At 66.7% G+C, this 25,395-nt stretch carries 15 protein-coding genes; 2 read left to right on the forward strand and 13 right to left on the reverse strand.

Annotation, left to right across the window (positions count from 1 at the left end):
* The 4 genes from WBR68_RS27315 to WBR68_RS27330 form a co-directional block, all read right to left on the reverse strand.
* The coding region (locus WBR68_RS27315) for a transposase (protein ID WP_230695817.1) at positions 1–197 on the reverse strand (197 nt) is incomplete at its 3' end.
* Between the two features lie 78 nt (positions 198–275).
* Positions 276–527, reverse strand: coding sequence for a hypothetical protein (locus tag WBR68_RS27320; RefSeq protein ID WP_230695782.1), 252 nt, complete (start codon positions 525–527; stop codon positions 276–278).
* Positions 524–3,025: a type VI secretion system Vgr family protein gene (locus WBR68_RS27325; protein WP_230695783.1), complete on the reverse strand. Its 2,502-nt coding sequence runs from the start codon at positions 3,023–3,025 to the stop codon at positions 524–526. The genes WBR68_RS27320 and WBR68_RS27325 overlap by 4 nt, the downstream gene beginning before the upstream one ends.
* A gap of 153 nt (positions 3,026–3,178) precedes the next feature.
* On the reverse strand, positions 3,179–4,147 hold the full coding sequence (locus tag WBR68_RS27330; protein ID WP_230695784.1) for an alpha/beta hydrolase: 969 nt from the start codon (positions 4,145–4,147) through the stop codon (positions 3,179–3,181).
* Between the two features lie 212 nt (positions 4,148–4,359).
* On the opposite strand from WBR68_RS27330, the gene WBR68_RS27335 reads away from it, so the two are divergent.
* Entirely contained in the window at positions 4,360–4,941 is a 582-nt protein-coding gene (locus WBR68_RS27335) for a DUF4202 domain-containing protein (protein ID WP_050444861.1), read from the forward strand.
* 113 nt (positions 4,942–5,054) lie between these two features.
* Here the strand turns inward: WBR68_RS27335 and WBR68_RS27340 are convergent, their stop codons facing one another.
* From WBR68_RS27340 to WBR68_RS27350, 3 genes are all read right to left on the reverse strand, one after another.
* A complete protein-coding gene (locus WBR68_RS27340; RefSeq protein ID WP_230695785.1) occupies positions 5,055–5,852 on the reverse strand; it encodes a ProQ/FinO family protein in 798 nt (265 codons plus the stop codon).
* Positions 5,853–5,935: 83 nt separating this feature from the next.
* A complete protein-coding gene (locus WBR68_RS27345) occupies positions 5,936–7,402 on the reverse strand; it encodes a hypothetical protein (protein WP_230695786.1) in 1,467 nt (488 codons plus the stop codon).
* Between the two features lie 16 nt (positions 7,403–7,418).
* Positions 7,419–8,561 (reverse strand): metallophosphoesterase, encoded by a 1,143-nt coding sequence (locus WBR68_RS27350; RefSeq protein ID WP_127184536.1) that lies wholly within the window; start codon positions 8,559–8,561, stop codon positions 7,419–7,421.
* 270 nt (positions 8,562–8,831) lie between these two features.
* Here WBR68_RS27350 and fhuE point away from each other — a divergent pair, with 270 nt between their 5' ends.
* Positions 8,832–11,039, forward strand: a complete 2,208-nt coding sequence (gene fhuE / locus WBR68_RS27355; RefSeq protein WP_127184537.1) for a ferric-rhodotorulic acid/ferric-coprogen receptor FhuE — start codon at positions 8,832–8,834, stop codon at positions 11,037–11,039.
* Positions 11,040–11,051: 12 nt separating this feature from the next.
* Here fhuE and treY read toward each other — a convergent pair whose 3' ends face one another.
* From treY to treS, 6 genes are read right to left on the reverse strand one after another with little or no spacing between them, the layout of a single operon-like run.
* Positions 11,052–13,691: a malto-oligosyltrehalose synthase gene (gene treY / locus WBR68_RS27360; protein WP_230695787.1), complete on the reverse strand. Its 2,640-nt coding sequence runs from the start codon at positions 13,689–13,691 to the stop codon at positions 11,052–11,054.
* The gene (gene malQ, locus WBR68_RS27365; protein ID WP_230695788.1) at positions 13,688–15,850 is read right to left on the reverse strand and encodes a 4-alpha-glucanotransferase; all 2,163 of its coding nucleotides are present in this window, start codon (positions 15,848–15,850) and stop codon (positions 13,688–13,690) included. Before malQ ends, treY begins: the two co-directional genes overlap by 4 nt.
* Complete coding sequence (gene treZ / locus WBR68_RS27370) at positions 15,847–17,646, reverse strand: malto-oligosyltrehalose trehalohydrolase (protein WP_230695789.1); 1,800 nt, start codon at positions 17,644–17,646, stop codon at positions 15,847–15,849. Before treZ ends, malQ begins: the two co-directional genes overlap by 4 nt.
* The gene (gene glgX / locus WBR68_RS27375; RefSeq protein ID WP_050444853.1) at positions 17,643–19,754 is read right to left on the reverse strand and encodes a glycogen debranching protein GlgX; all 2,112 of its coding nucleotides are present in this window, start codon (positions 19,752–19,754) and stop codon (positions 17,643–17,645) included. The genes treZ and glgX overlap by 4 nt, the downstream gene beginning before the upstream one ends.
* Positions 19,755–19,758: 4 nt before the next feature.
* Entirely contained in the window at positions 19,759–21,978 is a 2,220-nt protein-coding gene (glgB, locus tag WBR68_RS27380) for a 1,4-alpha-glucan branching protein GlgB (protein ID WP_230695790.1), read from the reverse strand.
* A complete protein-coding gene (treS, locus tag WBR68_RS27385; RefSeq protein ID WP_230695791.1) occupies positions 21,975–25,382 on the reverse strand; it encodes a maltose alpha-D-glucosyltransferase in 3,408 nt (1,135 codons plus the stop codon). The genes glgB and treS overlap by 4 nt, the downstream gene beginning before the upstream one ends.
* Positions 25,383–25,395: the final 13 nt, after the last annotated feature.

The following is a 25,395-nucleotide window of genomic DNA, read 5'->3' on the forward strand; positions in this document are numbered from 1 at the left end:
TCCTCTCCCGAACTGACCGCAGACAGGCTGCCGTTCTGGTACAGCTTGCGCCAGCCAAACAACTGATTCGGGTTGATTCCGTGCTGGCGCGCGACCGTCGAGACGGTCTTACCCGGCTCGAAACTCTCGCGCACCATCGCCAATTTTTCTTCCGCCGACCAGCGGCGCCGCCTCTCCGGCCCAGTTAACACTTCCATCACTGCTTGCTTGGTGTTAGTCAAAAATACAGTCATATGCCTAGTCAGTATTCTAGGTGAGTGATGGTGTCCGGTGATTCAGGGGGCCATTCCACACACCGGTTTGGTTTTTTTCCCGGGGAGCGGTGAAGCCGACCTCAAGTTACTCCCCATCACCCCTGGAATAAATATCACCGGCAGGATCAGATCCGGCCCGATACGTAGTTGAACCGGGTCGGTGATCTTGCAATCCGTCAGCGTCCAGGTGAAGCACTGTTGACCCCGGGCGTCGTAGTGAAACGGCGCCACGCGCTCGGTCGGCGGGTCTTTCTCAGGTTTGATGTCAGTCATTTCTTATCGCCTTTCCATTCGATATAAACGCCGTCCATGCGCATGTCTTTTTGCATGGTCAGAAAACCCTCGCTATCCGTACGGCCGGTCACTTGGGAGCCGTCGTTGCGCCATAGGGTGTACTCGGCATTGCGAGCGAGGGAGCCGTCGGCGAGCGTGGCCTGGAATCGGTCGTCAAACGGCGTAGCCTCCCAGGTGTTGAATTCCATCGACGCGCTGTTTGGCCCCACAAAGTTGTGTTGTGCCGCCTTCACCGTCAGCTTGCCCGGCATGCCCAGTTCAATATTCCCGTCGGCCATCTTGATGTACGCCCCGCCGCAGAGCAGCGTGATGTGCTTATCTGCGGCGATCAGCACATGCTGTTTGCTGGAGGTGATTTCGGCGCCTTGGTCGGCCTGGATGCGGATGGCGTTGTGTTGGGCTTGCAGCAGCAGTTCGCCTTGGTGGGCGATGTGGCGCATGGCGCCGCTTTGCGAGAACAGGCCCAGGTCGCCGCCTGCGTTGATGACTACCTTTTCACCGGCGCTGATCTGCTGGTGCTGCTGGGCGATGCTGTCGATATGGGCGCCTGCCGTCATCACGATGCTGGCGGGGGTGGCGGCGGCGATGCCGGCTGGCGCGCTTAGACCCATCGCGCCGGCATCGCCTTGGCCGGTGCCTTCGGGCTGATTGTTGGCGCCGTGGCCCAGGTCGCGCACGGCTTCGGTCAATGATTGCTGGGGCCGGGCGTCGTGGGGTACGCCGTCGTGGGTGCTGGCGTAGTCGCCCAGGTTACGAGCCAATTCCAATGCGGATTCCAAGGCGGCAACGATATCGGATCGGTCCAATTGCCCGCCCTTGGCTTGCAACTGCGCCTCGGTGCTTAACAACAGCCCCTTGGCGGCTCGCAATGCCCCGTGTTCATCCGTGCGCAGTTCGAACCCCTCACCACGAGGCTCCCCACCACCTGGACGCGGATGCGTCAGATAGCCCAGATGCAACTGCGTATCCCCGTGCTCGCTCATCAAGGCCGCGCTGATCTGTGCCGAGGTATCGTCCAGTCGCAGTTCATTGGCGCGGTTGCCCTTGTGCTCCTTGCTTTTGATCGTGTTCAGGATGTTGTGGCGCGGCAGTTCATATGGCGGCAGGTTGGTGGCGCGGAACGTTCTCCCGATAACTATTGGTTGGTCTGGATCGCCGTTTGCGAATTGCACGATGACTTCTTGTCCAATGCGGGGGATCGCTATGTGCCCCCACAGAGCCCCAGCCCAGTTTTGCGAGACGCGAATCCAGCAGGAACTGTGTTCATCGTTTCGACCCAGCCGGTCCCAGGGGAATTGCACTTTGACGCGGCCCCAGGCGTCGCAATAGATTTCTTCATTTGGCGGGCCGACCACGGTGGCCATCTGTGGGCCATCGAGGCGGGGTTTAGGGGCAGGCTCGGGCTTCCAGTCGACTTTGTCGGGTATGAGCTCGGCGGTGTAGTGGTAGCGCGTGCCTTGTTCGGAACCTGCCGCGTCTTCCTCTTGACTGGTGTGTTGCACCCCATGGTGGCGCATGCGCACGGGGCGCCAGCCTTGGTTCCAGTCTTCGCGCGGGTGGCCGGTCAGGTCGAAGGCGACACCGGGAATTAAACGCGCGTCATCGCCTTCGACAAGCGCCACGCGGGCATCGCGGCGGCGGCCTAGCAGGCGAGTTTGTGTGAAAGGCTTTCCCGCTTCGTCGAGTTTGTAGCGGCCGGGGTAGTCGTAGCGTTCGTAGCGATGATCCTGGTGGTCAAGGTCGGCGGCGACGGGGGAATGTTCCTGGCTATAGCGCGGATGGGTGTAGGTGTAGTCGCGCTGGGTTTGCACGGCGGTGCGGATGCGCTCGGCGTAGGCGAAGCGATGCAGCGCGGGTTCGGCTTGATCTCCACCCGGCATGGGGTTGTAGACCACCGGCCCGCCCGCGATCTCGCCATGGATGTAGATGCGGTCACCATGAATCAGGCGATGCCCGTATTCCGAATGCGCGTAGCGGTAGAAATAGCCTTCTTCGGCCGCCAGCCTGTCCAGAAACGCCAAGTTGGTGTCGCCGGCTTGCACGCAGTATTCGCGGGGCAGGTGCTCAAAGGTGGTGACCTGTTCGTAGTCGGTGATGCCTTGGCGCTTGATTACGTCGGCCAGGATCTCGGGTACTGACAGGTGCTGGTAGATGCGCCAGTCAGAACACAGCGCGGCGCGAGCCAGGGAGGGTTCCACGACCAGCCGATAGCGCGTGCGGCGAAAGCCGGTGTCGGCTTGGACGAATTCCGTGACGATGCCGTGTACATGGCGCACCGCCAGGTCACCGCGCCAAATGGTGAAGAGCGCGGGCTGGTCCAGCAGCGTACCGAAATCAACGGCGGGGTCGATGCTGGACAGTTCGATGCACAGCCGATAGGTCTCGGACAGGGCCTCGTCCAGCGTGAATTCAACGACGTCAAACGCCGTGCCACTGGCGGGGTTGAAGGTGAAGCGCAAGTCGGACAGCCGAGGCACGGCGGTGCTCCTTTTGGCGGTGTGCAAGATGGAACCGAACATCTTGCACAGCGGCAAAAGGCGCTGTCTATTGGACGACTATGAAACTGCGTCCCGCTTTCCTATGCGGCCAAGCGAATCGGCAAAGCTAATCGGCCAAGCGAATCGGCAAAGCTAAGCCGCCAAGTTGCGCTTCAAGGCGTGGATCAAGTCCGCGCGTGCCTCTTGCGCTTGGGGCAGCAGGCGAGTCATGCCGATGAAGCTGTGCGGCACGCCGGAGTACACAACCAGCATGGGCGCGGCGCCGGTGGCGAAGAGTTGGTTGGCCAAGTCCAGCGTGTCGTCCAGCAGCGGGTCCAGCGCGGCGGCTTGCAGGATCAGCGGCGGCAGGCCGTTCATGTCGGCGTGCAGTGGGGTGACGCCGGGGGCCTTCAATTGCGCGGCGTCGCCAACATACTGCCGCCAGTACCAATCGAGCTTTTCCGTGGACAGGCCAAAGCGTCCGTCGCCATAGGCGTCGTGCGAAGCCGTGTCGCGGCGGGCGGAGAGCATGCCGTAGATGACGACGCCGGTCTTGATGAAGGCGTCGCCCTCGTCGCGCAGGCGTTGCAGCGCGGCCAGCGTTAGGTTGCCGCCGGCTGATTCGCCGCCCACCGACAAGCGCGACGCATCCAGGCCCAACGAGGACGCTTGGTCGCGCAGCCAGCGCAGCGCGCCCAACACTTGTTCCAGCGCGACGGGGTAGCGGGCTTCGGGTGCCAAGGCGTAGGACAGGCCCGCCGTCACGATACCGGCGTCGGCCGCGATCTCGCGTTTCCAGCGGTCCAGCGAATCCAGGTCGCCGTGTGCGAAGCCGCCGCCGTGCAGGTGCAGGTACAGGGGCAGCGGCGTGTCGTTCGCGCCTTCGGGGTAGTACAGGCGCAGGGTGGCGGGCACGGGCAGATGGTCCAGCTGATGTTCCACCACGCGGCCAACGGGCGGCGCGGGCTGGCTCAACCACTGTTGGTAGGCGCGGTTTTTTTCTCGGAATTCAGCGATGGGGGTGGTCAGCACGTTGGGCGTGGCTACGCCGTGCTGCTGAGCCAGTGCTTGCGCGGCCAGCACGTCGGGCGCCAGGGTAGGGGTGTGGGAAGCGTCGCTCATGGGGTGTCCGTAGGATGCCGATGCGGGAACGCGCCAGTATGACGCGGATTGCGCGGCCTTGCTGAAACCCGCTTGCGCGGCGCCGCTTGGCGCTATCATCGTTGCGTCTTTGGCCGCGCCTGCCCATTGCGCGGTTGCCGGCTCGCTTTTGCCGGGCTTGCGGTAGTCACGCTTGCCTTGTCACCCTTATCGCCTTCTTGGAAACGCCACGCATGAACGACCGCCTACACCAGACGCTGCTTCGGTTTGACCAGTACAACGGCACCGACCCGAATCTGTTCACCTGGCAGGGCGAAACCTGTCCGCAAGAACTGTTCCTGGCGCAGAAGCTGCATGAATGGGTGTTGAAGCTGGCCCCGGAGGCACCCTTGCCGCTGGTGCTGGCCTCGCGTTGCCAGCATATCGGGCGCTGGGAAATCAGCCGCAAGAGCTACCCGGACGGGCGCGTGGGTTATCTGACGTGGCGCAAGGCCTTGGCGCGGCACCATGCCGCTGTCGCGGAAGGCATCTTGCGTGAAACGGGCTACGAGGACGACGTGATTGACCGCGTCAAGACCATCGTCATGAAGCAGGGCATCAAGCAGGACGCGGATGTGCAGACCATGGAAAACGCCTTGTGCCTGGTGTTTCTGCAATATCAGTACGAAGCCTTCCACCCCGCCCACGGCGAGAAGATTGTGGAAATTTTGCGCAAGTCTTTGCAGAAGATGGACGCAGCGGGTCACAAGTGGGCGCTGACCTTGCCGTATAGCGCGGCGGGAACGGCGTACCTGGAGCAGGCGCTGGCGGCGTAAGGCCGGTACACACGCGCTGCGCGCACAAATACACAAGCCCGGCCGCAACGTGGATGTCGCGAGCCGGGCTTGTTGCCGTCGTGCAAGACGGAGCTTGCCCGAAGGCGGTATGACTACGCAGGCTTGTCGGTAGACGTATCGTCGGCATCCTTGGTGGATGCATCGTTGGACGAGTCCGGCGTGTCGGCGGATGCCGAGTCAGCGGAGATCTCCGTCGGCGTTGCAGCGCAAGCCTCAGCCGGCGCTTGCGGCGACGACTGGACCGGAGCCGAGACAGGAACGGAGACCGGAGCAGCGACGGCGGCTGAGGCCGAAGCGGCGGTGTCGGTGCTTGCAGCCGCATCCGCGGCAGGCGCTTCGCCAGAGGCAGCGGCAGCCGCGGCTTCCTTCCTGGCCTTGTTGCGGGCAGCGGCGTTCTTGGATGCGCTGCGCGAGGCCATGCGCTTGGCATGCTTGGCTTCGTTGGCGGTGACGGCGCCCGAGGGTTCGCCGTTCAGGTCCACGCGCGGTGCGTCTTCCACCATGCAGGCCCAGTAGCGGCGGCCATCACACCAGGTCTTGACCGCTTCCTTGATCTGCGCCTCGTCCAACTGCAAAGCCTGGGCATGCTGCACCAGGTCAGCCAGCACGCCCAGCTTGAGCGGCAGCTTCGGGGCGGGATTCTTCGGGAAGGCCTTGGGAAACTGGCGTTGCAGGCGCGAGATCGCGACCACGACCGGGTCCACGGGCGATTCGCGGCGTTCGCGCTGCGGGCGCTGAGCCTTGTCGCCACCTTGCGAACGGGCGTTCTTGTCGCCGCCTTGCGGGCGCGGGCCCTTGCCGCCACCGGGTGGGCGAGGTCCTTTGCCGCCGCCTTGCGAACGCGCATCTTTCTTGGGGGTAGGCTCTTCAGGCGCTTGTTTGGTGATCAAGGCCCGGATCGCGGCTAACTGTTCTAGTCCCATGTGCTACACAAAAAAAAGGTTGAGGCCGTGAGCATCAGCGCTCGGGCGCGCTATCCCGACAGCACGACAAGCAGTGCCAGGAATAAAAGAATGCCGAACGCGGCCAGGGCAAACGGCAGTAGTAGAACATACACGCCGCGTTCTTGCCCCTGTCCGTGGGCCAAACCGGCCGCAATCGACATGCGAACGGGGGAAAAAATGCCCATTGCCGTGCCCGAAACGTGTAACAGCGCAGCCGCTGCCGGCACGTTCAAACCCGCGTTAAGCGCCAATGATAGCTGCGATGGCATGAACAGGCTGTTCGGCGCGTTGCCACTGTTGGCGAGGATACCAAAGGCGCCCGCCAGCAAGGGGGTCATCAGAATGGTCCAGTCATGCAGCGTGGCAAACAGCCCATCGGCATAGGCCTGCGAGATGCCCGCGCCGGCCAGCACCTCGGCCATCATCGCGAACAGGAAGACGGACATGACGGCGTGGCGGCCCGTGTGCCACGCCGTGCGCGCCTGGGTCATCAACGCGCGCGGCTGGCGGCGCCAGGCGGCCAGCGCCAGCGCGCCCACGATCAGCCAACTGCCCGCGTGCAAAAAAGGCTTCCACGCGGGCAGGTCGGCAAAGGGTTGGATGTCGGCCCAGGCGCCCAGCGTGTGGTTGAACGCGGGCACGAGCCGTGTGACGGCCAGGCAGGCGATCACCAGCATGTAGGGCAGCGCGCGCCGGGCGGCGGCCAGCGCCTGGGCGCGGTCGGGGCGGCGGTCCAGCACAAAGCGCAGCACGATCAAGGGGCCAAAGGACACCAGCAGCGCGGTTTCTGGTCCCAGCACGGCGGTGGCGGCGCTCAGCAGGACCAGGCTGGCCGTGATCCAGGCGGCTTCGCGCCCGTGTTCGGCGGCATCGGCGCGCAGACCGGCGCGGCGCGCGGTGCGCCAGTACAGCGCCATCCACACCGCCATCAGCAAGGCCACCGCCACCATGCTGTACAGCGCCAACTGTGGGGCCGGGACGCGCGCATAGGCGGAGGCCAGCAAGGTGCCGCTGCCCATCGCGCCCCACGGAATCAGGGTCTGGCTCAGCAAGGCGAACACCATGATGTCGCGCGGCTTCAGGCCCAGCGGGCGGATCAGCAGCACCGTGCCCAGCATGCCCACGCCAAAACCCGTGGCGGATTCCGCGAAAGGGCCGATCAGGAAACAGGCGAAGAACAGCCGCCGCCGCCGGGCCAGCGGGTCGTTCAGTTCGGGGTGTGCGGCGGTCGCCTGCCCAGGCGCCTGGCCCTGCGAGGCCATCTGCCAGAACAGCAGCCCGCCCAGAATATAAGGCGTGATGATCCAGCCGATCCATGCGCCACGCTCAAGCGTCACCGCCAATGGCTCGCCGGCAAACGGGGCAGGCGCGGCGGACAGTGCAATGGGGACGGCGGCGCACAGGCCCAGCACCGCGGCCACCGTGGTGTTGACGCGCCCGCTGGCGATGGCGCCGATCACGATCAGGGCGGGCAGGGACCACAGCAGATAGGTCATGGGTGAGCGGCGCCGCTTATTGGACGGCGGCCTTGGCGGGTGAGCGCAGCACGACCTGCGTGATTTCCGAGGGGCGGCCCAGGCGGATCGGAAAGCCTGGCCACAGCCCCGCGCCGTTGCTGACGTAGAGGTGCATGCCGTCCACATCGTACTTGCCCGACACAAAGCCTTCGTTGGCCAGTTGGGTCAAGAGGTGCGGCCCCAGGATCTGCCCGCCATGAGTATGGCCGGACAATTGCAGCCCGGCGCCCGCGCGCGCATTCTGCGCCGCGCCGATTGGGCGATGGCTCAGCAGGATGACCGGGTCGGTAGCCCGCACGCCGTCCATGGCGCGCGCCACGTCCGGCACGTCCTGACCATAGGCGGCGGCCATCTTGTCCGTGACGCCGGCCAGCACCAAACGCTGCCCCTTGGGTGTCAAGGTGACGTGTTCATTCAACAGCAGGCGCAGGCCCAGCTTGTCGAACGCGGGTAGCCAGCGTTGGTATTCCGCGTAGTACTCGTGGTTGCCGGGGATGGCATAGACCCCGTCGGGGGCACGCAGTGCTTGCAGCGGCAGCACATCGGCCGCGCGGGCGTTGGTGGTGCCGTCGACCAGGTCACCGGTGATGACGATCAGGTCGGGCTTCAGCGCATTGGTTTTGTTGACCACGGCCTGCATCCATGGGGCTTCCAGCAGCCGGCTGGCGTGCAGGTCGGTCAACTGCACCAGCCGGTACCCGTCCAGCTCGGGCGGCAGCTTGGGCAGGGCGACTTCGATCGTCTTGACGTCGGGCACGCGCACGGCCTGCCACACGCCGATGGCCGACAGCGCCATGGCCAGCACGGCGGCGCTGGCGCCCCAACGGCGTGCCGCCAACACGCGCCGGCCGCGCGCGCGTGACACGGCGTAGACCGCCACGCCCGCCACGTCGCGCACCAGCAGCAGCATGGCCAACAGCAGCAGCCCGCCGAAGAGCCAGCCCAGCACCATGATCAGCGTGGCGGGAATTTCAGGGGAAGCCATCGAGCCGAAAAAGTGGCGCGTGACCAGATGGTGCTCAGCAACCCCAAGCAGCAAGGCGGACAGCAGCAGCTTGGCGGGTTTGGACCAGGACAGGGGCAGAACGAAACGCCAGATGACGTAGAGACTGATCAGTGCCGTGAAGACGTGGAACACGCGGTGATTCCTACTGGAAGAGGGCGGGATGCCGTTGGAAAAAATGGGGCCGGCCGGAGCCAGCGACATTATGCCGGTGCGGAGGCGTGTGCTGATGACAGGCCGTCTAGGCCCAGGCAAGCCGCAGCGGCAAGTGGGCGAGTCAATGAAACGTCGCGAATGTATGTGGCAAATACACGTCGTAAATTCGCAACAAAATATAGGTATGAGAAGTATTCGCATTACACTTCGTCCCCACATCAAAAGCCCATTCAGGGAGAGGAAGCCAGCATGCATGTCGCCAGGCCGCAGCGCCGCAAACCCCGTGTTCGTTCTCATCATCAGCCCGGTTTTCCGCTATGCCGCACCTCGGCCTTGGTGCTGATGGCGCTGGCTTGCGCCAATGCCGCCGCGCAGGACAGCGCCGTGGCAACCTTGCCCACCGTGCAGGTCGTGGGCGATGGCGACCCGACCACGACAGAAGGGACGGGGTCTTACACGCCGCGCGCCACGGCCGCCAGCACCGGCCTGCCGTTGACGCTGCGCGAAACGCCGCAATCCGTCACGGTGGTGACGCGCCAGCGCATGGAAGATGAAAACATGTTGTCGCTGGCCGACGTCATGGCCAGCACGCCCGGTATCTCGGTGCAAAACTACGACAGCGAGCGTTATTCGTTCAGCTCGCGCGGTTTCTCCATTACCAATTACCTGTACGACGGCGTACCCACCGACTTCAACACGGGCTATGCGGGCGGCGAATCGTCCATCGACCCCATCATCTATGACCGCGTGGAAGTTGTGCGCGGCGCCACCGGCCTGTTGACCGGCTCGGGCAATCCGTCGGCGTCCATCAACCTGGTGCGCAAGCACGCCACCAGCCGTGAGTTCAAGGCCGACGTCAGCGTCAGCGCCGGCAATTGGGACACCTATCGCGGCACGCTGGACCTGTCCACGCCGCTGAACAAATCCGGCAGCGTGCGCGGCCGCATCGTGTCGGCCTACCAGGACAACCATTCGTATCTGGACGGCTACCAGAACAAGAAAAAGATCTTCTACGGCGTGGTGGACGCCGACCTGACGTCGCGCACCACCTTCAGCGCGGGCTTCAACTACCAGGACAACGACCCGCAGCGCAGCAGCTGGGGCGGCTTTCCGCTGTGGTACGCGGACGGCGGGCGCACCGACTGGAAGCGGTCGTTGAACACGGGCGCGGACTGGAGTTCGTGGGCCAGCACCACGTCCGGCGGCTTCGCCAGCCTGGAACACCGCTTTGACAACGACTGGCGCGTGCAGGCCGTGGCGTCACATTCCAAGCACGAAATGGATGGCAAGCTGCTGTACCTGTATGGCTGGCCCGACCGCGAAACCGGCTTGGGCGTGAACGGATCGCCCGCGTGGTACCTGGGCGACCGCAAGCAGAACAGCCTGGACCTGAAAGCCTCCGGCCCGTTCACGGCCTTTGGTCGCCGCCATGAAGCGGTGGTGGGCGCCAGCTTCACCCGGCAATACGCGGACTTCGACTATCGCTCGGCGCTGGACGCCGCGCCGGTGGGCAACTTTTTCGACTGGGATGGCTCGTATCCCGAGCCGCAATGGAGCGACACCGCCGTCACCGCCAGCCGCTACACCACCAAGCAAAGCGGCTGGTACGGCGCGCTGCGCCTGAACCTGGCCGACCCCTTGAAGCTGATCGTGGGTGGGCGCTACAGCACCTGGAAGACGGATTCGGTGGGCTTTGGCGGCGGCAGCCGCACGGCGTTCGACAAAGACGCCTTCATTCCCTATGCCGGCTTGCTCTACGACATCAACGAGACCTACACCGCCTACGTCAGCTACACCGGCATCTTCAACCCGCAAAGCTACCAGGACCGCAACGGCAGTTGGCTGGACCCGCTGGAAGGCAAGTCCTACGAGGCCGGCATCAAGGGCGAATTCCTGGAAGGCCGCCTGAACGCCAGCGCCGCCATTTTCCAGGTCGAGCAGGACAACGTCGCCCAGACCGACCCGGGTTACCTGGTGCCGGGTTCGATCAACCAGGCATACCGGGCCGCACAAGGTACGCGCAGCCGCGGCTTTGACCTTGAGATGTCGGGCGAGGTGACGCCGGGCTGGAACGTGGCGGCCGGTTGGTCGCATTGGACCGCCCGCGACGGTGACGGCGCCCCCATCCAGACCAACCAGCCGCGCTCGCTGGTGCGCCTGTTCACCACCTACCAGTTGCCGGGTGATTGGAACCGGCTGACAGTGGGCGGCGGCGTCAACTGGCAAAGCGGCGTCTACACCATCGCCAGCGGCCCCAATGGCGACGAGCGCGTCGGTCAGGGCAGCTACGCCATCACCAACCTGATGGCGCGATATCGCTTCAACCGCAACCTGTCGGCGCAGTTGAACGTCAACAACGTGTTTGACCGCAAGTACTACAGCCAGGTCGGCTTCTATAGCCAAGGGGCCTGGGGCGCGGGCACCAGCGCCATGTTGACGATGCGCTATCAGTACTAAGGTGGGTGGCGCTCATGCGTTTGCGCAGAGCGCCACCGGGCAGTCACGCAAGAGCGCGGTCAAGGGCACTTCGCCCGTCGCGTTCGCGCTGACCTGAGCCTCGGACAACACGTTGCGGAGCGCGCCCGCATCAATATCCGGGGGCAGGACAACGCGGGTGCCTTCCCAGTAGCGGCAGGCCTGCGCCGCTTGGTCCGTCGTATACGCCACCAAGGCCCGCGCGCATAGCCGGGGCGCCACCGCCACCATGCTGCGCCCCTCGTGCCGGCGCACGTACGCAATCACGTGCGCCGCGCGTGGGCCGATGACGGCAAGCGGCGTGTAATCCCCGTGGCTGAACAGGGCGGGGTGGCGGGCACGCAGCGCCAGGGCGCGGCGGATAAGTTGCTGCTTGATGGCGCCGCTGCGCCACGCTGCCGCGCCGGTGGCCATGGGCAGGTCAGCATCCTCTGCCTTCAGCAACTCGGCCCGTTCGGCGTAGTCGACGGGGCGGCGGTTGTCGGGGTCAACCAGGCTGAAGTCCCACAGTTCGGTGCCTTGGTACAGGTCGGGCACGCCGGGTAGCGTGTTGCGCAACAAGGTCTGGGTCAGGCTGTTCACCAGCCCGGCGGGGGCGATGCCCAGCGCCCACGTGGCGATGTCGCGCAGCAGCGCCCGGCCGTCGCCCGGGTCTTGCAAGGTCGTGATGCAGGCTCGGGCGGCCTCTTCGTAGCTGGCGTCCGGGTCGGTCCAACTGGTGTGCAGCTTGGCTTCGCGCTGGGCTTTTTCTTGCCACTGCGCGATGCGTAGAAGAAATTCAGAGACGGGCGCGGTGACCTCGTCACCGCCGTCATCCAGGCGCTCGACCGATAGCGACAGCGGCCACGCCCCCACCAGGCTTTGCAGCAGCAGGTAGCGGTCGGCGGGGCTGGGCGCGCCCGGCTTGGCCAGGCGCGGTATCCATGCGCCGACCATGCGCAGCCATTCGTCGGGCGCTTCGCTCAGCACGGCCAGCCGCGCGCGCGTGTCCTCACCGCGTTTATGGTCATGCGTGGCGGTGGCCAGCATGGCGTGGGGATGCGTGCGCGCGCGCGCCGCGCTCAGCGCATGAAAGGCTTGCAGCGGCAGCGCAAAACGCGTGGGGCTGGAACCCACTTCGTTGCGCGACAACAGCGGGCCACGGCGGTAGAACAAGGTGTCTTCCAGGGCCTTGGCCGCCAGCGGCGGGGTCAGTTGCTGGAAGCGGCGCAAGGCCACGGCGCGGGCTTGCGCCAGGTCGTTATCGGTTTGCGGCGCGCCGCCCAGCCATTCATCAATCTGTTCCAGCAATCGGGCGTCGGCATTGCCGTCGCCCAGCGCTTCGCGCGCCTGCTCCAGCGCCACGCGGCACCAATGCGCGTCCGCCGCGCTGCGGCCTCCGTCCTCCGCATAGCTGCGGTACACCGGAAACGCCGCCAGCAAGGCCGTCAGCACGCGGTCGATGGCAGGGGCGGTCCAGTCGCGCGTGCGCGGGTCGAAGTGGGCGATGCGCGTCAGCGCGCGCACCAGCGCTTGCCGCTCGGCGGGGAAATGCCGCGCCAGCATGCGATGGCGCGCATCGCGGAGCTGGGCAGAGGCGTCGCGCGGGTCGCCGCTAAGCGCGGCCCAGCAGCGCTCAAGCTGGGCCTGCGCTTCGGGCGCGTGCAGCAGCGCGCCCACCTGGTCCATGAAGTCATAGCCAGTGGTGCCCTCGGTGGGCCAGCGCGCGTCCAACGATTCGTCGTCGGCCAGGATTTTTTCAATGATCAGGTAGGCGCCGCCGGGCAGGCCGGCTTGTTTGCGCTCGCCTTCCGCTTGCCGCAAGGCGTGGCGCAGGCGGCGCAGATAAGCGCCGGGGCTGGCCAGGCCGTCGATGTGATCGATGCGCAAGCCGTCCAGCACGCCTTCGCGATACAGGCGCAGCACCAGGCCATGCACGGCGTCGAAGACTGCGCCGTCTTCCACGCGCACGCCGACCAGTTCACTGATCTCGAAGAAGCGGCGCCAGTTGATCTGGTCGGGCGCGGTGCGCCACCACGCCAGTCGGTAGTGCTGGCGTTCCAGCAGCGCATGCAGCCGCGCCTGGCCCGCGTCGGCGGCCGAATCGCCAGCCAGCGAACCCGGCGCAAGCGGCAGCCGCTGGCCACCCGCGCTGATATGGCAGGCGCCTGCCTTCGCATCGTGTTCCAGACGGATGTCGCCTGCCGCCAGGGCCTGGCCGTACAGGTCGGGCAGCACGGGCAGCAGCACCTTGCCGCGCAACGCAGGGTCGGGCGCATCCCAGTCGATATCGAAGGTGGTGGCGTGCGCGCTGTCCTGTCCGTGGCGCAGCACGTCGGCCCACCAGGGGTTCGAGGCGTGCGCCGCCATGTGGTTAGGGACGATGTCGGCAATCAGGCCCAGGCCGCGCGCGCGGGCGGCGTCCGCCAACCGGCGCAGGGCGGTTTCCCCGCCCAGTTCGGTGCTGACCCGCTGATGGTCGATCACGTCATAGCCGTGGGTGGATCCTGCTCGGGCCTGGGTAATGGGCGACAAGTACAGATGGCTGACGCCCAGCGCGGCGTAATAGGGAAGCTGCGCGCGGGCGTCGTCCAGCGTAAAGCCGGCATGCAGTTGCAGGCGCGCGGTGGCGCGGGGAACTAGGGTCTGGTTCATGATCGCCCCCGCACGGCGCGCACCGGCCGCAGCCGCGCCTGGCTGTTGGGCGCGTTCAAACAGTCCGCCACGGACAGCGGTACGCGCTGGCGCCAGTTGGGATGATCCGTGGTGGTGCCGGGCAGGTTGGGCTGGTCCAACTGGCCGGTCAGGTCTTCCAGCGGAACCAGCATCAAGGGGCAAGGCGTAGCGGCGACGAAGCCCAGCAGTTCGGCGCTGGGCGTCTCGCGCGGCAACGGCAAGGTGGATGCGGCCGGCGAGCAGGACTGCACCGACCGCCACAAGGTGGCGCGGTCTTCCAGGCGCTCGGCGTGCAGCGCGGCCTGATCCTGACCGGGCGCCAGCAGGCGCAGCCGGGAACGCCACAGGATGTCTTGCGCGTGCCACCAGCCTTCCAGCGTGGGCAGATCGTGGGTGGTGGTCATGGCGACGGCGTTGGCGGGCCACTGCGAGGGCGGCAGGAATTCGGGAGGCTCGGCAGAGGGGGCTGGCGGCGTGGCGCTGTCGGCGCCGGCTTCCGGCGCGGAACCGGCGCCGCGCATGAACCACAGCACGTCCATGCCCAGGACCCCGTGCGCTTCCAACTGCGCGTCAAAACCTTCCGGCACCGTGCCCAGGTTTTCACCGACGATCAGCGCGCGGTGCAGCCGGGCTTCCAGCGCGGTCAGGCGCAGCAACTGCTGCAAGGGATACCGCAGGTAGCCGCCGTCTTGCGGGCTGGCGCCATCGGGTATCAGCCACATCCGGGCCATGCCCAGGATGTGGTCGATGCGTAATCCGCCGGCATGGGCCAGGCAGGCGCGCAGCATGGCCAGAAAGGCCGCGTAGCCGGAGGCCTGCAAGGCGGTGGGTGACAGCGCGGTCAGGCCCCAGCCTTGGCCCAGCGGGTTGTACAGGTCGGGCGGCGCGCCCACGCTGGCGCGTGTCATCAGGTCGGCCCGCCGACTCCAGGCGTGGCTGCCCAGCGGGCTGCCGCCTACCGCCAGGTCGGCCACCACGCCCACCCGCATGCCGGCATCGCGGCTGGCGTGCTGTACGCGCCTCAGGCTTTCGGACGCCAGCCATTGGCTGAACATGTGTGCGTCGACATCGTGCGCGTGATCGGACGCGTAACGTTGCGCGGCCGCTGAGCGCGGATCTTGCAATTCGGTGGGCCACTGCGTCCAGGGCACGGGCGCGCCCGCCGCCAGACTGTGCTCGGCGTGCAGGGCTTCGAATAGCGCGTGCTCAAACAGGTCTGGCCCGGCGGCGGCGCGGTAGCTGTCGTAAGCGCGGCGCTGCTCGGCGCTGGCGTGGGTGGTGAAGCGGTCGTGCAGGCGCCGCAGCAACTGCTGGCGAAAGCCCGCCGCCGCGGGCCAGTTGATCAAGGGTTGCGCGTCCAGCACAGGCAGGCGTGCCGGGGTCATGCCCGCCAGCGCGTCGCGCACGGCATCCGCGCCCAGGATGCCGGCGGGGTCGGCGTACAGCGTGTTCAGGAACAAACGGCTGGATGGGGAATACGGGCTGCACTGCGCCGGGTCCGCCGCGAACATGGCGTGCACGGGGCTGATGGCCAGCGCATCGGCGCCGGCCGCGCCGGTGGCGATTGCCAGCTCACGCAGGGCGCCGAAATCGCCAAAGCCGTGCGTGGCCTGCGTGGGGTCGGGGGCCGGGCGCCGTAGGCTGTAGACCTGTACGGCCAGGCCCCAGGCGCGGGCGTCCTGCGCTTGCAACAGTTCATCCAGCGACGGCGCGCGCGGCGGGCACACGGCAAGAGTCATCACCCCGGCCTGCGTGTGCAGGGTGTAGTAGCCGGGGGTGGTTGGCGCGCGCAAGGTCGCGGCGGCGTCTTGTCCCGCCGTGGTGCGGCCGGAGAGGGCCGGCCCGGAAGAGGGTTCGATGCGATACGTGCCCGCGCAGTCGGGCGGCAGCGGCACGGCCTCGCCCGGCAGTGCGACCAGCATCGCGGGCAGGTGCGCCTGCGCGGACAGGGCGGCCAGACGCTGGCGGCTGTCGCGGATGTCTGCCTCGGAATCGGCGGGCAGATCCATGGCGGCCAGCAGCGCGCGCAAGGTGTCGGGCGACACGCGGCGGGGGCGCTGGCCGGCGTCGGTCCAGTACTCGGCAATGCCGGCCTCGTCGGCCAGTTCGGATAGCCCCGCGTGGGTGGCGGCGCTCATCTTGCGTCCTCCAACAGCCAGACGGTGCTTTCCGGGCAAAGGCTGCCTTGGCTCAAGGCGTCAAACGCACCCGCGCGCGACTCGAACAGCAGTGTCGAGGCCAGTGGCGGTATGGTGGCTTGTTTGCGCGGCAGGGCCTCGTGCATCGGCCCCAGGTTGACGTACGCCGTCAGCAAGGCGCCATTGCCCAGACGCCACCGGGCATGCACGCTGTGATCGCCCACGGCGCGCGCGTACACGGTGCGCGCGCCTTCCAACCTGGGCGCGATAACGCGCAGGCGCAGGTCCAGCAGCGCGCGGTACAGGCTGCGCCACGACTGGGCTTCCGCGCTGTCGGCCTGGGGCCAGGGCGCGCTTTGGTCCCAGGTGGATTCGGCGTTCGGGTCGGGCACGGGTTCGCCGTTGGCGCCCGAAAACTCCGGGAACGCGGCGAATTCGCGCTGGCGGCCTTCGCGCACCGCTTGCGCCAACGCCGGGTCCGTGTGGCTGGTGAAGTACAGGAAAGGCGCGCGGCTGCCGCTTTCCTCTCCCATGAACACCAGCGGAATCTGCGGCGCCAGCAGTTGCAGCGTGACGGCGGCGCGCAAGCGTTCGGCGTTCTCGGCCAGCTCGGTCAGCCGTTCGCCCCAGGCGCGGTTGCCGGTCTGGTCATGGTTTTGCAGGAACAGCACGAAGGCCGTGGGCGGCAGGTGGCCGCTGGGTTCGCCGCGCGCCGCGCCTTGCCGGTAACGCGAGGGCTGGCCTTGATACAGCCATCCTTCGGCCAGGCAGCGCGCCAGCGCCTGGGCAGGCTGTTCCGAGTAGTCGGCGTAGTAGCCGCGGGACTCCCCGGTCAGCAGGTGGTGCAGCACGTGGTGCGCGTCGTCGTTCCACTGCGCGTCATAGCCTTCAGTCAGCAGGCTGGCGCGGTTGTCGTCGTTTTCCAGCACCAGGTGCAGGTGGCGCTGCGCCGGCACCTGGCCTCGCACAAAGCGCGCCAATTCCACCAGCCAGTCGGGGTCGGGGATGGCGTGCACCGCGTCCAGCCGCAAGCCGTCAAAGCGGTATTCCGTCAGCCAGTACAGGGCGTTTTCTTCAAAGTAGCGGCGCACGGGGGGCTGGCGGAAATCAATCGCGGCGCCCCAGGGTGTGGACACGTCATCGCGAAAGAAGGGCGCGGCGTATTGGGACAGGTAATTGCCGTCCGGGCCGAAGTGGTTGTAGACCACGTCCAGCATCACGCACAGCCCCAGGCCATGCGCGGTGTCGATCAGGCGCTTGAGTTCGTCGGGCGTGCCATAGGCGGTGTCGGGCGCGTAGGGCAGGACGCCGTCGTAGCCCCAGTTGCGGGGGCCAGGGAAGTCGGCGATGGGCATCAGTTCAAGCACGGTGATGCCCAGCCCGGCCAGCTCGGGCAGGCGTTCAGTCAGGCCGGCAAAGCCGCCTGCCAGGCCGGGATGGGCTTCGTAGATGATGGCTTCGCGCCAGGGGCGGCCCATCCAGGACGCGTGCCGCCAGGGGTAGGTGTCCGGCCCCATGACAACGCTGGCGCCATGCACGTCGCCATCTTGCAAGCGCGAGGCGGGGTCGGGCACGAGCAGGTCCTGGCCGATGCGATAGCGGTAGCGCGTGCCGGGCGGGCAATTCACGTCCACCTGGGCGTAGCCGTCGGCGTCGGGTCGCAGCGCGATGGGTACGCGCCCATCGATGACCAAGGCCAGGTCGGGTGGGGCCGACGGCGCCCACAGGCGAAAGCGCGTACGCCCGTCAGGCAGCGGCAGCGCGCCATGGGTATAGGGTTCGGGCAACACGGTCATGAGGCATTTCCGGGGATGCAGGTGGCGGTCAGCAGCACCAGGCTATGCGCCTCGACCGTAACCTCGGGTTCAGAAACGGGCGCCGCGGGCACTTGCGTGGCGGAATCCAGTTCACGCAGCCAGGCTTGCCCGGGTTCGGGCAAGGTGAAGGTGGCCGGTTCGGCGCTGGGGTTCATCAGCAGCAAGGAAATATCGGCGCTGCCGTCTTCGCGCAGCGCCGCGCGCCGCAAGGCCATGGTGCGCAGTTGCGGGTCGTCCCAAGCGGCCTGGTCGATGGGGCCACCGTGGGTGTCCAGCCAACTGATGGCGCTGACGCCCGGGCATATCTCCTGGGCCGCATCGCCGAAGCGCGCCGCGCGCAGGCTGGGATGATCGCGCCGCAGCGCCACCACCCGCGCCACGAAATGGCTGAGCGCTCGGCCCGCGTCGCTTTGGGCCTGGCCCCAGTCCAGCCACGATAGCGGGCCGTCCTGGCAATAGGCGTTGTTGTTGCCGTCCTGGCTGTTGCCGAATTCGTCGCCCGCCAACATCATCGGCGTGCCATCGGACAGGAACAAGGTGGCCAGCAAGGCGCGCTGCACCCGGCCGCGCCGTTCAAGAATGGCGGCGTCTTCCGTCGGCCCTTCCTCGCCCCAGTTGTGGCTGTAGTTTTCCGAATGGCCGTCGTTGCCGTTTTCGCCATTGGCCTCGTTGTGGCTGCCGTCGTAGCTGACCACGTCCTGGAGGGTAAAGCCGTCGTGGGACGACACGAAGTTGATGCTTGCCCAGGGCCGGCGGTGGCGGCGGTCGAAGATATCGCGCGACCCGCACAGGCGCGCCGCCATGTCGCCGCGCATGCCTTCGTCGCCGCGCCAGTAACGGCGCACGGTGTCGCGATAGCGATCGTTCCATTCGCCCAGGCCGGGCTGGTGGTTGCCGAGCTGGTAGCCGTCGGGGCCGATGTCCCAGGGTTCGGAAATGAGTTTCACGCCGGCCAGCACGGGGTCTTGCAGCAAGGCGTCGAAGAAGCCCGAACCGGGGTCAAAGCCCGTGCCTTCGCGGCCGAGGGTGACGCCCAGATCGAAGCGAAACCCGTCCACCCCATACGACTGCGTCCAGTACCGCAGGGAATCCATCACCATCTGCAGCACGCGGGGGTGGGACACGTTGACGGTGTTGCCGCAGCCGGTGTCGTTGATGTAGTAGCGTTCCTCGCCGGGCATCAGCCGGTAGTAGCTGGCGTTGTCCAGCCCGCGCCAGGACAGCGTGGGCCCCAGCTCGCTGCCTTCGCAGGTGTGGTTGTAGACCACGTCCAGAATCACTTCCAGCCCGGCCGCGTGCAGGCGCCGCACCGCTTGGCGCAGGTCGTTGGGGCCGTTTTGCAGATAGCTCGGTTCCGGCGAGAAGAACGACAGCGTGTTGTAGCCCCAGTAGTTACGCAAGCCACGTTCCAGCAGAAAGCGGTCTTGCAGGAAGGCATGCACGGGCAGCAGTTCCACCGCCGTGACGCCCAGCCGGTGCAGGTGCTCGATGAAGCGCGGGTCGGCCAGCGCGGCGCAGGTGCCGCGTAGTGGCGGGCGCAGGTCTTCGCGCTGCATCGACACGCCGCGCAGATGCACTTCGTAGAGGGTGGTGTCCGTCCACGGGGTGTCGGGAGCCTTGCTGTTGCCCCAGTTGAACGGCACGTCTTCGGTCACCACGGCCTTGGCCATGGCCGGCGCGCTGTCGCGGCGGTCCATCGACAGGTCGGCGCGCGCGTGGTTCATGCGGTAGCCAAAGAGCGCATCGCTCCAACTGACCGGCCCGGTCATCTGGCGCGCGTAGGGGTCCAGCAGCAGCTTGTGCGGATTGAAGCGGTGGCCGTTGCGCGGGTCATACGGACCATGCGCGCGATAGCCGTAGACCAAGCCCGGTTGCGCATCTGGCAGGTAGCCGTGCCAGACCTCGTCGGTGCACTCGGGCAGATCGAAGCGCCGCAGTTCCTTGCGGCCGCGCGCGTCGAAGATGCACAGTTCGATGCGGGTGGCGTTGGCCGAGAACACGGCGAAATTCACGCCCAGGCCGTCGCTGACGGCGCCAAGCGGATACGGCCGGCCGGTGGTAAGGCGGGTGAACTGAGTGGGGTCCATGGATTCAGCCTTGGTGCGTGAAGAACAGAGTGGCAAGCGGCGGCAAGGTCAGCGACAGCGATTGCGCGTGGCCATGGGCGGCTTGGTCTGACGACTGCGCCGCGCCCTGGTTGCCTTGGCCCGAGCCGCCATACCAGCCCGCGTCGGTGTTCAGCGATTCGGCCCAGCGGCCGCCCAAGGGCACGCCGACGCGGTAGTCGTGCCGCGTGACGGGGGTGAAGTTGCAGACGGCCAGCATCAACGACGACGCGCTTCGGCGCACGAAGGCGGCCACGCTGTTGTCGGCATCGTCCATGACCAGCCAGTCAAAGCCGTCGGGCTCGGTGTCGCGTTCATGCAGCGCGGGCGATTCGCGATACAGCCGGTTCAGGTCGGCCACCAGGCGCTGCACACCCTTGTGGCCGGCGTCGTCCAGCAGGCCCCAGTTCAACCAGGCATCGTGGTTCCATTCGGCGGGCTGGGCCAGTTCACCGCCCATGAACAGCAGCTTCTTGCCGGGATGCGCCCACATGAAGCCCAGGTAGGCGCGCAGGTTGGCCAGTTGGGTGGCGGGGTCGCCGGGCATCTTGTTCAGCAGCGAGCCCTTGCCATGCACCACCTCGTCATGCGATAGCGGCAGGATGAAGCGTTCGGAATAGGCGTAGGCCATGCCGAAGGTGATGTCGTGATGATGGTATTTGCGGTGGACCGGGTCTTCGTGCATGTAGCGCAGCGTGTCGTGCATCCAGCCCATGTTCCATTTGTAGTGAAAGCCCAGGCCGCCGTCAGCCACCGGCGCGGTCACACCGGGCCAGGCGGTGGACTCTTCGGCCACCACGATGGCGTCGGGCGCCTGTTCGCGCACGGTGGTGTTCAGTTCGCGCAGGAAGGCCACGGCTTCCAGGTTCTCGCGGCCGCCGTGTACGTTGGGGATCCATTCGCCGGGCTGGCGGCTGTAATCGCGGTAGAGCATGGAGGCCACCGCGTCCACGCGCAGGCCATCAATATGGAATTCCCGCAGCCAGTGCACGGCGCTGGCGATCATGAAGGCTTTGACTTCGGTGCGGCCCAGGTTGTAGACCAGCGTGTTCCAGTCGGGGTGATAGCCTTCGCGCGGGTCGGCGTATTCGTATAGCGGCGTGCCATCAAAGCGCGCCAGCCCGTGGGCGTCGTTCGGAAAGTGCGCGGGCACCCAGTCCAGGATGACGCCGATACCGGCGGCGTGACAGCGGTCGACGAAGCGGGCGAAGGCGGCCGGCGGACCAAAGCGCGCGGACGGCGCGAACATGCCCAGGGGTTGGTACCCCCAGGAGCCGCCGAAGGGGTATTCCATGATCGGCATCAGCTCCACATGCGAGAAACTCATGGCTTCTGCGTAGGCGGGCAGCTTGTCGGCGAGCTGGTCCCAGACGCAGCGCTCGGCGTCGGGCGCGAGCCATGAGCCGGCGTGCACTTCGTAGATGGAAATGGGAGCGTGGCGCGCTTGGCGCTCTGCGCGGGAACGCATCCATGCGTCGTCCGTCCAGGAATAGGGGGTGGGGTCGTCAACGACCGAAGCGGTGGCAGGCGCTGCCTGGGCGCGGCGCGCCATGGGGTCCGCCCTGAAAACAATGGCGCCCGCGTTGTCGGTAATGGCGAACTTGTAGCAATCGCCCGCCGTCACGCCGGGAATGAACAGTTCCCACACGCCGGCCGCGTGGCGCAGGCGCATGGGATGGCGGCGCGCGTCCCAGCTGTTGAAGTCGCCCACCACGGCGACGCGGCGCGCGTTGGGCGCCCAGACCGCGCAGCGCAGGCCGGGCACGCCATGCATCTCATCAAGCCGCGCGCCCAGCACCGACAGGGCCGCGCGCCAGTCACCGCTGGCCAGCCCGGCCAGATCGGCGTCGGACAGCACCGGGCCGAAGGCGTAGGCGTCGGCCGTCAGTTGTTCGGTCTCGGGCCACTGGATGGCCAATTGGTATGAGCCCGGGTCGCCGGGGCGGGCGTCGGGGGCGGCGCCGGTATAGAGACCTTGGGCTTGTTCTTGCAGCGGCAGGCGGCTGCCGTCGGTGGTCACGACCGACACCGCGCGGGCGTCGGGCACCAGCGCGCGCACCACGCCATCGTGCGGCCCCAGGACCGCAAACGGGTCCGCGTGCTGGCCGGTGACCAAGGCCTGCAGGCTGGCCGCGTCAAGCTGGCCTGCTTGTGGCGCAGACGCTGGAGAAGACGGCTGGGGGGGGCCGTTGTCATGACGATTCATCGTGATTGTTCCTCGGCGCTGATCGCCGCTTCTTGCAAGAGTTCGCGTGCCAGCTCGGTCAGCGCGCACAGCGGAATGGAGATCCAGTCGGGGCGATGGGCCGCTTCGTAGCTGACTTCGTAGGCGGCTTTTTCCAGTTGCGCCAACTTCAGCAGCGTGCTCTCTTGCGCGGCAGGCAGCGCAATCCTGGTTGAGGCGGCCTCTTGGTAGCCTTGCAGAAACGCCTCGACCGCGCGCGCGCCAAAGCGCGCCAGCAAGGTGTCGCGCAAGTCCTGCGGCACCCCGTGGGCGGCCGCCGAATCACCGGGGCCCGCGTTGGCGTCGGTGGGCGCGCCACCCATCGGGTCGCTGCGCGCCACCGATGCGGCGGCATAGTCGAACGAACGCAGCATGCCCGCCACGTCCTTGTACGGCGTCGTGACCGTGCGGCGGGTCTCCAGCGTCTGGATGGGCTCGCCTTCAAAGTCGATCAGGTAGGCGTCCGTCTGCGCCACCAGCACCTGACCCAGGTGGAAGTCACCGTGTACGCGAATCAGCGGCGCGCCCGTCAGCGCCTGCGCCATGCGGTCCACCTGCTTGGCCAGGCGGCCGTGATGTTCAAACAGCCATTGCGCGCAGGCGTGTGATGGCGCTTCCAGCTTGTCCTGCGCGGCACGCAGGTCCTGTTCGGCGCGGCCCAGTTGCGCGATGATGCGCGCGGCGTGTGCCTGCGCATCTTCCGCCGTGGCGGTGTGCACGGGAAAGGCGGGGTCGTCCGATTCCTGGGCCAGCGCGTTGTGCAGCTCGGCCAGGCGGCGGCCGATGGTGCTGGCCATGACCGTGTAGCCTTCCAGGCTGGCTTCGAATTCCTCGGGGCTGTTGCCGCCCAGCAGCGCCGCGCCCAGCGTGCGTTTCAGGGTGTCCAGCGTCCAGGTCCAGGCATCGCCCTCGTTGGTGACGAAGGCGTGCAGCACGGCCAGGGTATGGGGCACGCCGTCGGCGTCCTCGCGCAACACTTCACCCAGCAAGGCGGGAATATTGGCGTAGCCCACGCGCGTCAGGTGGCGCGATATTTCAACCTCGGGCGAGATGCCGGGCTGCACGTTGCGGATCAGCTTCAAGATGGCTTGCCCACCGACGATGACCGAACTGTTGGACTGTTCCGCGCTGATCCATTGCAGCGCGGGTTCTTCGCCGAAGTCCAGTTCGGCCAGACCCGGTTCCGGCACGCAGCGGATCACGCCGGGTTTGTCGCCCGGCTTGCCGCCGTCGCGTCCATCGACCGCGTGGCCAGCGCGCATGGCGTCGACCACGCCCAGCACAAAGCCGGGTTGCAGAAAGGCGTCGGCCAAGGTGCCGACTTCGGCGCCCCGGCGCACGCGCGCAATGGGGTACTGCACCTGGGCGGTTTCGTCCCATACCAGCACGAAGGGAGCCTGGACGCGCAGGGCGTGGGCTTTGGGTTTGAGGTCATCACGTCGGGCGCCATCCCCACTTTGGGCGCCATCCCCATCTTCAGGTTCGACTTCGGCCCAGTAATACTCGCCGCCGTTGGACTTGAAGGGCGTGGCGTAGGCCAGCCGCGCGCGCAACGGCGCCTTCGACCCCGGAAACCAGCGCTGGCGCGCCAGGTATTCAGGCAGCACCTCTGTTTCCAGCGTGCTGCGGGAGGCATCCGTCAAGGCCGCGCCGCCGCGCGACTTCAACACCAGGGTGGTCAGTTCCGGCATCTGCTCGGGCGCGCTGGCGTGCCAGCCTGGCGGGGCGGCGTCGGCGCTCAGGTCCATCCAGTAAAAGCCATAGGGCGGCAGCGTCAACAAGTAAGGCAGTTCGCCAATGGCGGGAAACGGCGTGCCGCCCAGCATTTCCACCGGCACGCGGCCGCTGAACGCCTGCAGCGGCAATTCCACGGGCTGCGCCGCGTTGGACAGGTTGGCCACGCACAGGATGATGGTGTCGTTCCATTGCCGCAGGTACGCCAGAATCTTGCGGTTGCCGGCCTGGATGAAGCGCAGCGTGCCGCGGCCGAACGCGTGGGTCTGGCGGCGCTGCGCCAGCATGCGGCGTGTCCAGTTCAGCAGGGAATGCGGGTCGCGCTGCTGGGCCTCGACATTGACCGCCTCGTAACCGTAGAGCGGCCCCATCAACACGGGCAGCGGCAGGCGCTCGGGGTCGGCGCGCGAGAAGCCGCCATTGCGGTCGGGCGACCATTGCATGGGTGTGCGCACGCCGTCGCGGTCGCCCAGGTGCACGTTGTCGCCCATGCCCAGTTCGTCGCCGTAGTACAGCACCGGTGTGCCGGGCATGGACAAGAGCAGGCTGTTCATCAGTTCGACCCGGCGGCGGTCGCGTTCCAGCAGGGGGGCCAGGCGGCGGCGGATGCCCAGGTTGATGCGCGCGCGCGTGTCGGCGGCGTACACGCTCCACAGATAATCGCGTTCGCGGCTGGTCACCATTTCCAGCGTCAGTTCGTCATGGTTGCGCAGGAAGATGGCCCATTGGCAGGTCTCGGGAATGTCGGGCGTCTGCCGGATGATGTCGGTGATGGGAAAGCGGTCTTCCTGTGCAATCGCCATGTACATGCGCGGCATCAGTGGAAAGTGGAACGACATATGGCATTCGTCGCCGGTGCCGAAATATTCCTGCGCGTCCTCGGGCCATTGGTTGGCTTCGGCCAGTAGCAGGCGGTTCGGATATTCCTGATCGATTACCGCGCGTATCTGCTTTAGCACCTGGTGCGTTTCCGGCAGGTTCTCGTTGTTGGTGCCTTCGCGTTCCACCAGATACGGCACGGCGTCCAGGCGCAGCCCGTCCACCCCCATGTCCAGCCAGTAACGCATCACCGACAGCACTTCCTTCAGCACTTGCGGGTTGTCGTAGTTCAGATCGGGCTGATGCGAATAGAAGCGGTGCCAGAAGTAGGCATTGGCTTCGGGGTCCCAGGTCCAGTTGGATTTTTCCGTATCGCAAAAAATGATGCGGGTGCCGGCATAGGCCTTGTCGTTGTCGGACCACACGTAGAAATTGCGCGCCGCCGAACCGGGGCGCGAGGTGCGCGCGCGCTGAAACCAGCGATGCTGGTCCGACGTATGGTTGACCACCAGTTCGGTAATGACGCGCAAGCCGCGCGCATGCGCCTCGCGGATCAGCTTGCGTACGTCGGCCACGGTGCCGTAGTCGGGATGCACGCCTCGGTAGTCGGCGATGTCGTAGCCGTCGTCGCGCCGTGGCGAGGGGTAGAACGGCAGCAGCCAGATGGTGTTCACGCCCAGGCTGGCGATGTAGTCCAGCTTCATGATCAAGCCGGGGACGTCGCCCACCCCATCGTCATTCGAGTCGAAGAACGACTTCACATGCAACTGGTAGATGACGGCGTCCTTGTACCAAAGACCGTCATCCTTATGGGGCTGGGTTTCAGTGATCATATTGGGCTCCGGG

Source organism: Achromobacter sp. JD-1 (genome assembly GCF_038594925.1).
GTDB classification, from domain to species: domain Bacteria; phylum Pseudomonadota; class Gammaproteobacteria; order Burkholderiales; family Burkholderiaceae_B; genus Achromobacter; species Achromobacter spanius_C.